This is a genomic window from Prolixibacter sp. SD074 (assembly GCF_009617895.1).
Lineage (GTDB): Bacteria > Bacteroidota > Bacteroidia > Bacteroidales > Prolixibacteraceae > Prolixibacter.
Window position 1 is genome coordinate 1874490 of record NZ_BLAW01000001.1, and the last position, 15217, is coordinate 1889706.

The window sequence follows — 15217 nt, forward strand, 5'->3', positions numbered from 1 at the left end:
TAATTATCAACATATAGAAGCATAACTGCAAAATTTGCAGTTATGAAAATTCACTGCAATAGTTTCTGACAGCAGTTATGCTCTTGCTAGCTCCAGATCAAAATATCTCGCGATGAAGATTGTCTGGAGTTATTTTTTCGAGAAGGTCATTTAAAGCGTAGTTGGAAGTATTCCTTTTAAAAACAGCGGATGAATCCTTTGAGACGACTTCGACCATTGACAAATCAGACAAGTCAACATCATCAGGGAGACTGACTGTCAATACATTTTTATTCTTTTCAATACTTGCATTCATCATCATTTTTTACCTTAAAAATACATAATCGAGCACAACATTTCTACTGCTTCATCCAGTATTAACACTTCCTGATACCAATAAAATATTAGCAATAGAGGCATAATGGTAAAATTTACCATTATGCCTCAAAATCTACAAATCCCTGCAAATAGAGCTTACTCTTTCACTCTAATTATCGTTCTCATTATGTGCCTTTTTATACCATACAACAGCTGCTTCATGCACCTTGTCATACTCGAACTTTTGATAAATATTTAAAGTAACACTTCCAGAGAAAAGAATGCACAAACAAATAAAACCGATGACCAACCATTTGGGTAACGAAAGCCTCCTCGTCTTATTCTGCTCAATCTTCCGAATGTAATCATCCGTTAGAACTGTCAGATGTTTGATTTTGCGATCCAAATCGGTTGTATCGACCTTCAATTCTTTTGCTGCAGCAATTTCAATGCGCATCGCTGTTTTTTCCATTGCATTAAGCCGATCAATCAACACCTCTGCAATGGTTTCAATATTGTGTCTTTTATTAGTCATAACGATAATCCGTTCTGTCTTCCCGGCATTCTACGAATGGTTGGGGTAGATCCAATTTTAGTATTGTGGGTGAAAGTCAGTTTCGACAAACTCATATTCCGATTAACTTCCGATGCTTTGAAGCTCTGGTCCTGATATCTCACACGAAAACCCTGAAGTTTCCCTTTCTTATTTACAGCGGGTTCAATCTCTACGCCTTTCGAAATCATCAGGTCAACATACTGAGTGAAGTCCATCGGCATGCTGTCCATGGCTTCTTTATGCAACCGATAGATCTCATTTCTCAACTGCAAAGAACTTTTCTTTTTTAAATCCTGAACTACTCTCGCTCTAATCAAACCGAGACTGCCGGCGACAACATCAGCGATTCTTTGTGCCTTCTTACCAATAAATTTGTCTTTGTATGTTCCTCCAGAAGAATCAATTCTATTACATATGATATGCAAATGCGCGTGATTCCGGTCTGTGTGTTTTACTACAATAGCCTGGTGCTCCTCAAGTCCCATCCCGGACAAAAACTCATTTGCAATATTCCGAAATTCCGTATTTTCCAACTTTCGACCATCTTCAGGCTCCGGAGACAAGACCATACTAATTGATTTATTTTTGGTCGAATGATTTAAATCCTGAAAGACCCTAAATTCAGCAGCAATCTCAACACCGCTTTCCCCAACGACCATCCTTTTGTCAATTATTTCAGCACCGTTTTTTTTTACGGCATAGTCAACAGCATTGGCTGTATGTGCTATACTCTTTGCCTTGCCAATCATTGCAGTCTCCTTAAATGCTTTTTTATTTCGTCCGAAGTTTGACGAATCTCCTGGGCAAATTTGCTATCCTTGTCTCTGAAAAGATTGCCGATCCGTGTGAAATTATTGCTGTAGGTTACAAGCATCTTATAAACGGAGAGCTCTTCATCCGTCATTCGAAAAGTGACACGCTGCCCCAGAGCAGTTGCACGGCAAAATTCACTGATTTTTAAACCGGCATTCTCTGCCTTCTTTTGAATGATCGCTTTTTCAAGTGAACTACAACGAAATTCTATTTTCCTTCTTTTCATACTGTTTTTTAGTTTTTAGTGAACCATTGGAACGATGGTGAACTCCCTTTGTGACCACGGGGAACAAAGCAAGATTGTCATGACAATGACACATCTTGAAATAAGCTATCGCGACATTTTTCGCGTACATCCAAAATTTGCGCTATTTGCCCACTCATTGAGATCCTTATATGCCGAATACCGGCTCGATAAATCATTACAAACGTTGTATAAGGAACACAGCTTTTTTGCTGCCTGCTTCCCGGATGAATCGTTATCCAGGTAAAGATCGACGTGTTTATAGAACGGGAGTATTGCAGTCACCCGATCCAAAAAAGAAAGGGAGTTTAGAATTACAAAATCAGACGTTTTTGCTAATTCCGGCTCTTCCGAGACGAGCGTGAAAAAATCGAACATGCCTTCTGTAATTGAAAGTATCGAGTTCGAATTTCGGATTAAAGTATAGTCTTTCGGCGAGCTCGAATTTTTGTAATACTGATTTCTCAATTCCCAACCTCCGGATACATTCTTCATTCCGATAGCGAAATAACTATTTTCGTTTAATGAATAATGTACCTCGTACGCATATCTGGATATCACCAGATCGGGAATTGCACTGGAGGAATAATATCTTTTCAGTCCTGGGTGCTGAATTGGAGTAACACGAAGTATTTCAATTCGGTTTCTTTCCGGCATTGAGTCCGAATCAATTTGCTCATGAAAAGAAAGAGAAGTGCCCTTCTCCAAAATTGCCAAAGCATCCTGAACGGAACAATCGCTGTTTAAAGCGATAACCAGGTCAATAATATTGCCACCGATACCGGCACCATGGTCAAACCAACGATTCAACACCTTCGACACTTTAAAAGAAGGTATTGCTTCCGATCTAAACGGACTGGCATACCAAGCTTCCCTCGAATTTTCCCTCCGGGGAGTCATTCCAACAGAACGTAAAAAGTCAAATATTGATAAATTTCGAGCTGTGTCGCACTGTAGTTTTATTTCTCTTTTCATCGGCTATTTTTTTTCATTTTTCTGTTTTTCTCCTACCTACTTACCTAAACATTGAATATCAGAAACATAAACCACAGGTAAGTCGATTTTTCATCTTACCTATCTTACCTAATAGGTAACTTAGGTAGGTTCCAGGCAACTTAAATACGACTGATCTTACCTAAGCAAAGCACTGATTATCAATTTCAATTTTGCTCTTAGGTAAGTAGGTAGGTTAAATTCACTATTTTGTATGATTTCTTTCTTGATTGATAATATTGGACTTTGCCAGGTAGCCCCAAACTTGCTTTTTCGGATGTTTAACGCGTTGAAAATTGAAGCCGGAAAGAGCCCTGCCAATGTTGATGTGGTTCAATCGGAGATTAAGAAAATTCAAGGCTGCTATTACTTCAGTAGCAGTAATAAAATCATCCATACTCTGCGATTTCTCGTAATATTGGGCAACTAACTCCTGTTCTGTTGTCAAGCGGGTATACTTGGAGTTCCGGTCTTCATTCTCTTTGATATCTTTCATTGTCAGTTCCGGATTAAAATCATCGGATTTATAGGCATAGTAATATGCTTGCCCCCAGAGATTATCAATATTTGTCTCTTTGGAATAGGCAAAGTTTATTCTATCCCGAAGTTCAAAACACAGCCATCTAACTGAACCGGTTTCATCGTTTAAAAAGGAACTCATGTTCGTGGAGCCAATAAATGAACAGGTCCTGGGTAGATTGGTATTTTTTCGGTCGTACGGTAGCCTTTCGTTGATAAATGTCTTTGAGAAATACGCTTTCAAGGCATTCACGTCTTTTTTGGACAGAACAGATAGCTCATCGAGATTCATCAGAAAATTGCGAGAAAGCTGAATCCGGGCATCCTTATCATTACCAATATCCTCAGCTATGTATGCAGAAAGCTTGGGAGGGCAAAGAAACCGGCACCAGGTCGATTTTCCGGAACTTTGGCCCTTATGGCTAATAATAAATGCCTGCTTGTTAAAATATTCTGGCTCCAAAGCACATTTGACAGCTCGAACAAGCCATTTCCTGAAATGATACAGAAATGCTTCATCCTCGAATGTCGGTACGTAAGAGCAGTATTTAGCTATATAGTCAGTTCCGTCCCATTCGGGAAGGGAGCTGAAATATTCCTGAATTGGATTGTATTTCTTAATGAACCCTGACTGGATAAAAATCTCTAGTTTTCTTGGACTAATGTCTATTCCGACCTTTGCTAGCTCTATGAGCAGAGAGCTTGTATTTAGGTTGCGCCAGTTTCTTTCATCTTTCAACGAGATCTGGAAATCATGGGATATTTCGTTGTATTGGATGTCGTATTTTTCGAATAAATACTCTGCAACATCGTCATAAACTGTTTGCTTTTTCGGATTCTTAACGACGTACAAATCCTTTTCATTTGTATTCATTTGTGCAAATGATTTAAACAGAAAATCATATCTTTGCAGTATAATTTTCTAAGTGAGAAAATAAATTGGTAATTGGGCGTAAAGTGGGGCTTTACGCTTTTTTCTTTTTGTAAACTTTGAGGACTCTGGGTTCCGCAGCATCGTTGTCTATCAACACGCGTTTGAATTTTCTACTGAAAAAACTCCCACTATATCAATTTGACACTCCCTGCAGTAATTTACAACAGGCACCAGTTGCAAGTAATTAGCGCTTTCTATCTACCAGGTGTTGATCCATCCTCTTTGAGTATTCGTACGAGGTTTCTACTCTGTTTTCGGTTAGCCAATCAAAAAACAAATCCTTTCTGAATAGGACAAGATTATCCCTTTTAAAAAATGGGATCTCCTTCTTTGACGTCTTTGAGTAAATGGTAGCTACAGAATACCCTGATATCTTTGCGGCCAGCTTCGTTCCAAATACTTCAGGGATTTCTTGCTTAGGAATCTCTTTCTTGGCGGGGTAACTCATCAGACGCTTAAACTGGCCTACAGTCAAAAATGACAATGGGGTGTCATCGGTAATTCTTACATTTTCGTTGTCCATAATCAATTTGTTTTGTTTTGATTTCGGCACCAAAACTATCGTCAACAAAACATATAAAAAATGGGGATACCTATTGTTATCCCCATTTTACACCCCATTTTTAAAGCGCCTAGATTCTTAGCATATTTTTCTCATTGATCTTACCAGGGTCTTTTAGATAGATAAAGATCTGCTTACTAACTATATCCTGCCCTTTATACGTAAAAGTGTTTTTAATAAACTCATAAGTTTCTTTATGAGTCCCAGTATCAATATCCCTATCACGCCTTAATTGAATGAAAATGCCGGCCAATTTTGCTTGGGCACCATTAAAATCAATTTTACAATTTATTGGAGCACCGTTAACAAGATTAGAAAATTCATTTCTTGGCGTGAAGTATTCACCCAAACTGTTTATTACGTCCTCCCTTATTTCTTCATTAAACACAGGCCTGGATAGATTTTTAACTACTTGACCATTGTCTTTTGAAGCTTCATATTCTTCTTCCACACTACAAACCAAGCCTTCTCCTTCATCGGTAATCCTACTCGCTGTTTCCAGATACAAAGAGCTATATAAATCCCTCTCTTCTTTCAGCTTGTCATCATATTCCTTTATTGTCGGATAGATATTCACAAACTCCTGCATCAAATTATTTGGAATAAAATGCTCATCGCTATTGCCATTCCATATGTCCGTCATCCAAGCATCTGCTTTTTGGCACAGCTCGAAATACTTTTTATCATCAATCTCTTTATTGGCATAATCATAGACCGTGCGAAAGTTCTTTGAATAATCCCTCTCATTATCAAATGAAGTGACAATCTGATAAATCAATTCATTTGTACTTGGAATCCATCCTAATCTAGATTTAACAAAATCTCCCTTGTTAGACTGCATCTTTTGATCTAGAGTTTCCTTAATTTCATTAAATTGATTATAAAGAATCCACAATTCTCCATACTTAATAGATATTTGATCCACATGAATTTGAATAACCTCACCAATAAACTTATTCCAACGGTTAGTTATTCCACTCGAATCGATGAAACAAGTGTATCCACCCACTTCTTCTATTTCTGCATTATTAACATCGATCGCTTTGAGTCCTTCAATGTGTTTCTGAAAAATTGACTCAGTAGTCGGGAAAAAGTAGAATTTAAAGCCTGCTTCTATGTCTTCCATGTATCTAACGTTCACAATAATTCATTTGCTTTAGCTATCTCATCTTTCTGAAATGAATCAAGATAAACCTTAGTTGTAGCCAGATTCTTATGTCCTAATGCTTCAGAAATGACGTCCTCCGGGACGCCACTGTTCTTCAATCTCATAGCATAGCTATGCCGGCTCATGTATGAAGAGAGCCTTATTCCTTCAAAATTCAATTCCTCACCCAATGTCTTCAAGTGTCTATTATATCTACGGTACCGTCCTCGAATGTGATCATAAAGCTTCTCACCTTCGTATCCTGCAATCGACACACAGGGTGTCAGGTAGTTCTCAACAAGCTGAGTATTGCTCTTAAACCAGTCTAGGAGCTGCTGAATATTGTCCGAAATTTTGATTCGGATGATCTTTGAATCTTTTCCTTCAGTCTTCTGCCGCCTGTACGCAATGTACCGGCCACCTTCGAAAACAAGAATATTATCAGTTTTCAGTGCTGCAACATCAGCAAAACTCATTCCCTGGCAATAATAGGAGAACAGGAATAAATTTCGGACCCATCGCAGTGTATAACTTTTCAGTTCTGCTGTTTTAAGTTTTTCTATGTAGTCATTTGGAAGGTAACGCTTCTCAGATTCTTGCTCTAAGGCTGAAACACTGTAGCCTGTCTTTCCAAAAGGATAACTCACAGATGATGCTTCACCCTCCTTTATAGCCTTGTTGAGTAATGCTCTGAAAGTCTTAATGTAATATTGGATTGTAGCGTTAGTGAGGCCCCGCTCCACTCTTAAAAATTCATCAAATTTGTTGATGTATTTTAGATCAATATCATTGAACGATAATCGACTGAATTTAGAATCGAAAAGCTTCAGTATGCCAAGTGTGTTCTCGTAAGCTTTCTTGTTCCCAATCTTCCCGGAACGATCCAACTTATCAATGTAATCCTGGAAATAACCTTCAACACCAGTGTGTTTAGACTTATTCAAGAAGCGCTGTTCGAATTGATTCAAGGTCCAGTCAATTCGATTCTCTTCAAACTCTTCCAGGATCTTATCAGACCGCTTCTTCACTTCGGCAAGCCACTTATTGTTTTGTTCGCGATCTGGATGCAGGTTCTTCTTCCTGGAGTCGACAATATAAAGTTGAAAATCACTATTCCATTGCTCAGGAAGAGCCGAAATTCCCAAAAACATGATCTTGCGTTTTCCTTGTTTACGAATCACAAGACCGATTGGCGAAGAGCCATCTTTCAGCTTGCTTTTCTCGCCACCAATCAATTTTATGGAATAGCTTTTTTTCATTTGAATTTTGTCATATCTTAATCCCTGCCGCCAATTTTAAGCAATCCTGCCGCTTTTCAGGACATTTTTACGCCTGCCGTTTTCCTGCCGTTTTTATTAAAAAAGCATATAAAAAAGCATTTATTTCGGGATATACAGAGAAATCCAAATATAAACAAAATTAAGAGATTACAGACAGATACAAATGAAAAGAACACACCTGGGGGGCGAGGGGTCGCAAGTTCAAATCTTGTCACCCCGACAATGCAAGGTTCAAACACCATCAAAAGCCTGTTAGTCATATGGTTATCAGGCTTTCTTGTTTTTTGTCATATCAATTCAAAATAGCGTAAAATGTGATAGGTTATTTTTTTGATAAATATTGTACCAGCCGTTTTTCAGCAAATTCAGGAGGCATATGTCCCCTTGTAAAATTGTAGTAAAAATCGAAACCCCATTTCATCATAAAAGCTATCATGCCATTGAGGGTTTCGTCACGTTTCCCTCCGTACAATACATTTGAATAAATCATCGTAGCCTGCAAATTGGAGCGTTCCATAACACATAATATAGCAGGATCAAAAGCAGGTATTTCTACTTTCTTTCCCAAATCAGCAGCTATGGTTTTTGCAGCAATTTCTGCCTGGATAACGGCTATATGGCCAAGCTTTGGGACGGACAAAGCAGTGGCATCGCCTGCGGCAAAAATATTATTGAAATCCAGGTGCCGCATTTGTTTGTCTGTAGGGATAAAGCCAGCATCATCGGTTAAACCTGATTCTTCAAGAAATGCATAGGGTTTGTATTGAGGGAGGATGATTGGCAATGCGCACAATTCGCTGGTGCCGTCTTCAAAATAGATACGTTTTTCATCAATTTTTGAAACAATTTTCCCGGTCATCAAACCAATCCCTTCTTTTTTCATAATAGCCCCTACATCATTTCGCACGGCATCTCCTACATCTTCAAAAAATATTTTTGCCGGGCTAAATGCGGTTATCGGACTAGATTCGACTAAGCCTTTTTTCGTCAAAAATTCCTGTAGCATAAACATTACTTCGCCTACCGGGCCTTCGCAAGGAGCTAATAATTTGGGAGCATCAATACGGGTCCCTGATTTGTAGGGCATGGAGCCGATAAAAACAGGTCCGCCTTTAAACTTTTGCAACCGCCTGTACAAGCGTGGTGCTTGAACATCATCGCATACGGAGTAACCAAATTCAGTAAATCCTTCAATGCCGGAATAATGCTTTTCAACCCCAGTCGCCAAAATCAAATAATCATATTCTTCAATTCCGCCTTCGCTCAAAAATACTTTTTGATTTTTAGCATCAATTTTTTTTACTGTTTCCTGAATGAGATTATAACCATCTTGTTTAACAGCTTTTTTCATTAAAAACCGGGCATGTTCTATCGATTCGCCTTTTATAGCCACATCAGGAAGTCGTGGCTTGTTTAAGGTGTTTGCCCGATAGTCAATTAGAATTACCTCAACTTCGTGACCCAACTGCTTTTTTAGCGCATGCATAGCGGTAATTCCTCCAAAACCACCACCGATAATGATAATTCTTTTTTTCATTTTAAGTTTTCCTTTTGTGTGCTACTTATTTTTTAATTTTTATTGGCTACAACGGCTACGTATATGAAACGTTTGGCGTTTCGTGCTTTGTTTTCATCAATTATTCAAGACCTTTAATAATTGGTTTTTAAATACTACTTTAAAATTCCTGAGCGCTATAAATGTCACTCAGGAATTATTGTCACTGATTAACTCAGAATTTCTTCAATTGTAATATAATCGCCAACATGACCAGCCATTTTTTCTGCATCGGTTTGAACCGGAAGCGTTTTTTTACCAGGTCTCCAGCCTGCGGGACAAACCTCTCCGGTTTTAGAGGCATGTTGCCAAGCTTGCACTTGTCTTAAAAACTCATTTACATTTCTTCCAACTGAATCAGCCTGAACTTCCTGAGCTACACAAATTCCGTCAGGATTAAAAAGAAATCTACCTCTTAATGCCACGCCTTCTTCTTCAACCAATACTCCAAATGCGCGGCTTACTTCTTGGTTTGAATCAGCACCCATTGTTAATTTCAATCCTTTTAGTAGTGGTTCGGTTTCTGCAAATCTTTTGTGTGAAAATTTTGAATCAACCGAAACTGCAAGTATTTCAGTATTTAATTTCTGAAACTCATCATATTTTGCATTCATTGCTGCAATTTCGGTCGGGCAAACAAATGTAAAGTCAGCAGGGTAGAAACAGATTACCGCCCATTTCCCTTTATAATCGTCACTTGAAACTTCTTTAAAATGACCTGTTTTTGCGTCATACGCATCCATTGTAAATTTTGGCATTTCTTGCCTTACCATTGTTGAACCCATAATTTTTCCCTCCTGTTGTGCTTGATTTAATAATTCATTGATTTCTACAACCTTTTTTCTTGGTTTAACGCCATTAGCACATCCCATAATTTGTCCTCCTTTAATTTAAATTTACATTCTGATTTTTTTCCATTCTTCTTTCATTCGGGCAATGTCGTTAATCCAGTCTTCGATGTCATTTTCGTGTTCAAGCTCCTCGTTAAGAACCTGAACAGCCATTTGATACGTTGAATGGTCTTTACCTTCTGTGAAATCTGCAATTTCCTGATACCTTTGAATTGCACATCTTTCACCTTTTAAGTTTTGTTCCAAAATCACTTCGATGTACGGGTCAGACGGCTCATCATAAGAGCAACGGGCTAGTTTTGTCCATTCGTTAGGATTTATTACAGGTGTACCACCTAATTGAATAATCCTGTTAACAACTAACACAGCATGACCTAATTCCTGATCTGCATGAAGTAATAGTTCCGGCTCTACTTCGCTTCGCATTGGACCTTCCATTAACCTTGCACCCATCCAATATTGGTAATATGCAAGCCATTCTTCCGAAAGTGCTGCGTTCAGCATCTTAATAAGTTCATCCACATCAACAGACGAGATTTTAATTCCTTGTTTTCCCATAATTTTTCCTCCTTTAATTTAAATTCTACTTAAGTTTATTTATTGGTTTATATCAAAACGGCCTGCATTCCTTACTTTAACCCAAGTGTTTACAAAATCTTTCACAAATTTTTCTTTGTTGTCGTCTTGTGCGTAAACTTCGGCATAAGCGCGTAATATTGAATTAGGACCAAAAACTAAATCGACTCCCGTGGCTGTCCATTTAACTTTCCCGGTTTTCTTTTCTCTCATCATTGTATAGATTTTCAGAAACAGGTTCCCCGATGTAACTCATGTCGGTAAGATTTACAAAAAAGTCGTTGCTTAAAAACTCCTTCTCTTTCGGTAAAAACACCGTGTTTTGTTTCTCTATGATTGGTTTTGGTAACCTGTTGGTGCAGAATGTCTAAATTCAGCGCATTTGGCCACCAACTCATTACAGAATTTTCTGATTCTGTGTTTGCCCCATGCATTACAGGGCATTTTCCTTTTTCTGAATTATTTTCTATAAATAAATTCTCTCTTAAGATAATCATTCTCTTCGAATAAGTCAATTATTTCGTTTTCCAATACCTTTCATTTTGTTGTGAAATCGGTCGTCTTATTTTTGTTTAGCATGAACGCTAACGGCCGGCGGCATGAAACCGTTTGGGATTGCGGAGATACTTTACTATCAAGGTACAATGAACTTGATACGTGGTAGAATGTTTGAATAACCATTTCGCTCCAATGTTTTATATCCGCGTATTGAACGAAACCAAAATATAGATATCGCGTTCTTGAAGGCCTGGTCAGGGAATGGCTTCTGAACGACACCCCAATGTTACTGGAGTGGAAATCAAGTGAAATATCAAGACGAGCAAGAATGTCTCGAAAAGCAATAGCGGTTCAACTTTAACCGCTTATAGGGGCCTATTTAAAGTCCACCTTTTTTGAGGGTGGATTCTTTAATTTTATACCACTACAGTTTCAGCCACATCATCATCGCCATCATGATTCTTCCAGGTAAACATGTGCCTGGTGAGTTTTTTATATATTGGTAGATACAAGAGGACGATAAGCACAATAACAGCTGCTATGCAAATTAAGCCCAACAATTCTTTTGTTGCTGCAAGCGTCGCCTGTGTTTTAAACAATTTATAGGCAGCCATTGTATCGTTGCCCGAAACGTGGGCATCGCGTAAGTTCGAGATAAACAAGGCGTCACTACCATCTGTCCACGAAGCGAGGCGGGCCATTAACTGTGTAGGACGATAATACATCCAATTGGAATAGAGGCTTCCAAAAACCACTGAGGTAAAAAAACTGCGCACAAAAATAAAAATAAGGATAATGGTTCTATAATGTTCTTTCAGGCTCATTGCCAGATATAAACCTACCGTTATGTATGACACCATAATTGCTATTGCTCTCAGCACCATAGGTGCAAACATCATTGAGACAGAAGTTTGCTGATCGATAATCGAATAAAACCTATAGGCAGCACTTAGATAGCAGAGTATGGCCAAAATAAGCATATTCTTGAAATTATTATATTTTCGATAATACAGGAAGCAAATAAGGGCCCCCATAACGTAACCATAAATCGAATAAGTATTCACATGAGCACGCTCTATCGGATTGTTTTGAAAGGCAATATTCTCCCATGCGCTAAGTGGTGTACTCATCGAATAAAAAATACCAAAAACAAAAATAATGATTAGCCCAACACGGACATTACGCTCTTTGAGAATGGGGAAGTTCAATAATCTTATTTTAGGATCCAAAATGATGTGTTGCAACATTAAGGCAGACAAACAAAAAACCAGTGCGATGAGGGCTATTATTATGCGTGGCGAGTGAAACCATGCCAGGGTTTTTCCATAGGTTAGCACATATACAAAAGAGAGCATCCATCCTGCCATCATTAAAAAACCAAACCAATCGAATTTCCACATTGGAATACGTCGGTGTCTTGATTTATAGGGGATGAGCAGGATGACGATGAAAAGAATGAGAAAAAGCAAAATATTGGCAATATGTAATGATTGGTGCCACCCAAATTTACTGGCAAGAATTGTTTGCGTATAATTAGAAAGGGGACTCGTTGCAAAACTGATGGGATAATATACTGCATATAGTTGATATCGCTGCCCTTGAGGCATTAATATCGGCATCAGATTGATTATGATTATCATGGAGCCTAACAGCCTGACGCATCCTATAATAAAACTCATTGAAACGATGACTGCAGGGCTATCCGTTTTCGATAAAATATAGTTGAAACAGATTAATAGAATGCTAATTCCAATAAGCATCTCTTTGATATTGAGGTAGCTTCTAAGTTTTGAAAAAACAGCATAAGACATTGCAATTCCTGCAGTGTAGGAATAGATGATCATCGTTGAGATCGTGGGATCGATGGCTAAATCTGGAATCATGTAGCTAAGGGCTATTGATGCACCTGAGGTAAAGCTCATACATATTCCCATGAATATTAAAATCCATATGTCAAGCCTGGGGCTTACCCAATTATAAAACAATCTTTCGCGCATAGTATCTTTAATGTATAAAGTGCTCGGTTGCAACTAATGTTGAGCTGTAAGCTGGACATTCATACCTGCCTTTATTTTATTGAGGTATTCCTGTTTATTATTGTCAGTGAAAACAATCTTGACCGGAATACGTTGTTGTACTTTAATAAAGTTGCCTGTTGAATTATCAACCGGAACAACTGAATATTTACTTCCAGTTGCCCCCGAAATAGCAACTACCTTGCCTTCGAAAGTAACATCCTTGATGGCATCGACCGATATACGCATCAGTTGACCCACATAGATATGCCCAATTTGAGATTCGGTATAGTTGGCTGTTACCCATTTGCTATTGGCCTGAACGATACTCACGAGCAATTGCCCTGGTTGAAGTAATTGACCGATGGTAATTTTACGCCGGCCCACTATCCCATCGAAAGGGGCAGTTATATAACAATACGACAAGTTGAGCCTTGCCATATCAACCTGTGCTTGTGCATTAAGTATGCGCGCCTCTGACGAGTGGAGTTTTGCCGATACCGATTTGGTATTGAGGGTTGTTGCTTTTTGCTGGTGCAGCAATGAGTTGTATTTGGCCTGCAATTCTTCATATTTTGTTTGCTCCTCATCGTATTGATATTGAGGGATAACATCTTTTTTGAGTAGGTTTTTATACCGCTGAAGATTGTTTTCCTGATTATCCAACTGGGCTTTCAAGGCATTCATGTTGGCTACGGAAATATCCGTACTATTCTCTGCAATCTTGCGGTCAGACAACACAATTTCTTTTCCTGCCTTAGCATCTTCCAATTGGGCCTGTGCCTGTTCCAGCCGTATTTTGTATTCGCGGTCATCTATTACTACCAACGTATCCCCTTTTTTTACTTGCTGATGTTCTTCGAAGTTAATAGCTTTTATATATCCCGAAATGCGTGTATTGATTGGACTGATGTATTCTTCAACCTGTGCGTCATTGGTGTATTCTTTATCATACAAATGAAAATAGCGAGTTACCCCCCATCCCAAAGCGACCAGTATAATAACTAATGAAACTGTATTATAAAATATTCGTAAGCCCTTGGCTTGTTGTTTCTGTTTTAAGTGTTCTTTCATTGACATATTTGTGACCCCGTCTTAAAATTCTGATTCCCTATTTTCCCAATTCCCTGTAATTTTCATAAAGCTAAACCACTGATAAATAATGTCGACTTTGGCATTATTCATATCCAGTTCCGACGAAAGCAGCGCTGTTGCTGCATCAAGTACGTCGGTAATCGTCGAAAACTTATTTAAATATTTCTGCTCCACTACCTGGTAGTTATCCTGTGCCAGGGCAAAACTTTCTTCCAATGAATGATACTTGTCCCACGCATCATGAATTCGAATATAAGCTTGATGGCTCGCCATTTCTACCGACTGTTCAGTCCATTGTTGCTGGGTTTGTGCCATATTGTAGTCCATTTCTGATTTTTCAATATGTTTTTTTGCAGTATATAACGAGCCAATGTTATACTTTAACTTTAGCCCTACCTGAAAAATGTCCGTGTAAATATCTACAGGAGGATTAGAATTCAGCGAGGGCCGGTCTAACGCCCCTGATACATATAGAGAAAGTGTAGGGAACTGCTGAGAATGGGCAATGTTTACCTGTCGCTTTGCAAGTTCGATATTCTTTCGAGATAGAGCAATGTCGAGAGCATTTGTATAACTACTGTCATTGTAGTTTTGAGACTTGGTTCTATTAAAAAACTGGTGGTAAAGCAGCGTGTCGACATCGATAATGGTGTTGGCATTTAATCCAAGCTTAACACACAAATCATGGTTCACAACAAGTATATTGTTATTAACACGGTTAAGCTGTATCTGCTGGTTGGTCAATTGCAACTTACTACGTACAATATCATTGTGCGTCAACATTCCCTCTTCGACCCGCTGTTCGATATTTCTCAGGCGTTGTTGGGTCAGTTTAATATTTTGCTTATAAATCCGTTGCTGGTTGTATAGAGTAAACAAATCAAGATACTGGGCCAGTAGCAGGAATTGAATATCCTCTTTATCCTTCGAATAGCTCAGTTTAGCAATTTGATTCCTAATGGTTGCCTGTTCTACAGTGTTTTTCACCTTACCGGCACCATACAATAAGTAACCGGCATTAATTGCAAAGTCCATTGTTTTGTGGGGCATATCCACGGTCATCCCATCCTGAAAGCGATTGTTCCAAACATGGGCATCGCTAATATAGCCTAATCCTGCGGTTACTTCAAATTGCGGCGTGTACAAGTCTCGTTTCAATGCTTCCGTCTCGGTTTTACTGATATATACTTTCTGCCGTGATACTTCAAGCTGCGTGTTATAGTTTTCTGATTTCTGCCAAAGGGAATCCAATGTCAATAAAATATGTCTTTGTTGAGCGCTT

At 38.6% G+C, this 15217-nt stretch carries 16 protein-coding genes; all 16 read right to left on the reverse strand.

What is annotated here, in order from left to right; genetic code table 11:
- Positions 1-466: 466 nt before the first annotated feature.
- The gene (locus tag GJU82_RS08265; protein WP_153631711.1) at positions 467-832 is read right to left on the reverse strand and encodes a hypothetical protein; all 366 of its coding nucleotides are present in this window, start codon (positions 830-832) and stop codon (positions 467-469) included.
- On the reverse strand, positions 829-1602 hold the full coding sequence (locus tag GJU82_RS08270) for a relaxase/mobilization nuclease domain-containing protein (RefSeq protein WP_153631712.1): 774 nt from the start codon (positions 1600-1602) through the stop codon (positions 829-831). Before GJU82_RS08270 ends, GJU82_RS08265 begins: the two co-directional genes overlap by 4 nt.
- The gene (gene mbpA / locus GJU82_RS08275) at positions 1599-1892 is read right to left on the reverse strand and encodes a mobilization protein MbpA (RefSeq protein ID WP_153631713.1); all 294 of its coding nucleotides are present in this window, start codon (positions 1890-1892) and stop codon (positions 1599-1601) included. The genes GJU82_RS08270 and mbpA overlap by 4 nt, the downstream gene beginning before the upstream one ends.
- A gap of 105 nt (positions 1893-1997) precedes the next feature.
- A complete protein-coding gene (locus GJU82_RS08280) occupies positions 1998-2885 on the reverse strand; it encodes a toprim domain-containing protein (protein ID WP_153631714.1) in 888 nt (295 codons plus the stop codon).
- 223 nt (positions 2886-3108) lie between these two features.
- Entirely contained in the window at positions 3109-4296 is a 1188-nt protein-coding gene (locus GJU82_RS08285) for a VapE domain-containing protein (protein WP_153631715.1), read from the reverse strand.
- A 244-nt stretch (positions 4297-4540) separates the two neighbouring features.
- Positions 4541-4879, reverse strand: a complete 339-nt coding sequence (locus GJU82_RS08290; RefSeq protein WP_153631716.1) for a helix-turn-helix domain-containing protein — start codon at positions 4877-4879, stop codon at positions 4541-4543.
- A gap of 109 nt (positions 4880-4988) precedes the next feature.
- Complete coding sequence (locus GJU82_RS08295) at positions 4989-6044, reverse strand: hypothetical protein (protein WP_153631717.1); 1056 nt, start codon at positions 6042-6044, stop codon at positions 4989-4991.
- Positions 6045-6055: 11 nt separating this feature from the next.
- On the reverse strand, positions 6056-7324 hold the full coding sequence (locus GJU82_RS08300) for a site-specific integrase (RefSeq protein WP_153631718.1): 1269 nt from the start codon (positions 7322-7324) through the stop codon (positions 6056-6058).
- Between the two features lie 343 nt (positions 7325-7667).
- Positions 7668-8882, reverse strand: a complete 1215-nt coding sequence (locus tag GJU82_RS08305) for an NAD(P)/FAD-dependent oxidoreductase (RefSeq protein WP_153631719.1) — start codon at positions 8880-8882, stop codon at positions 7668-7670.
- Between the two features lie 188 nt (positions 8883-9070).
- A complete protein-coding gene (locus tag GJU82_RS08310; protein WP_153631720.1) occupies positions 9071-9772 on the reverse strand; it encodes a peroxiredoxin in 702 nt (233 codons plus the stop codon).
- Positions 9773-9796: 24 nt separating this feature from the next.
- A complete protein-coding gene (locus tag GJU82_RS08315) occupies positions 9797-10309 on the reverse strand; it encodes a ferritin-like domain-containing protein (RefSeq protein WP_153631721.1) in 513 nt (170 codons plus the stop codon).
- Between the two features lie 39 nt (positions 10310-10348).
- Positions 10349-10543 (reverse strand): hypothetical protein, encoded by a 195-nt coding sequence (locus tag GJU82_RS17455; RefSeq protein ID WP_228488630.1) that lies wholly within the window; start codon positions 10541-10543, stop codon positions 10349-10351.
- 11 nt (positions 10544-10554) lie between these two features.
- Positions 10555-10824: a hypothetical protein gene (locus tag GJU82_RS17460; protein WP_228488631.1), complete on the reverse strand. Its 270-nt coding sequence runs from the start codon at positions 10822-10824 to the stop codon at positions 10555-10557.
- A gap of 417 nt (positions 10825-11241) precedes the next feature.
- Positions 11242-12747: a hypothetical protein gene (locus GJU82_RS08325; protein WP_153631722.1), complete on the reverse strand. Its 1506-nt coding sequence runs from the start codon at positions 12745-12747 to the stop codon at positions 11242-11244.
- Positions 12748-12855: 108 nt separating this feature from the next.
- Entirely contained in the window at positions 12856-13914 is a 1059-nt protein-coding gene (locus tag GJU82_RS08330) for an HlyD family secretion protein (protein ID WP_194831007.1), read from the reverse strand.
- 21 nt (positions 13915-13935) lie between these two features.
- Complete coding sequence (locus tag GJU82_RS08335) at positions 13936-15192, reverse strand: TolC family protein (protein WP_153631724.1); 1257 nt, start codon at positions 15190-15192, stop codon at positions 13936-13938.
- Positions 15193-15217 lie beyond the last annotated feature (25 nt).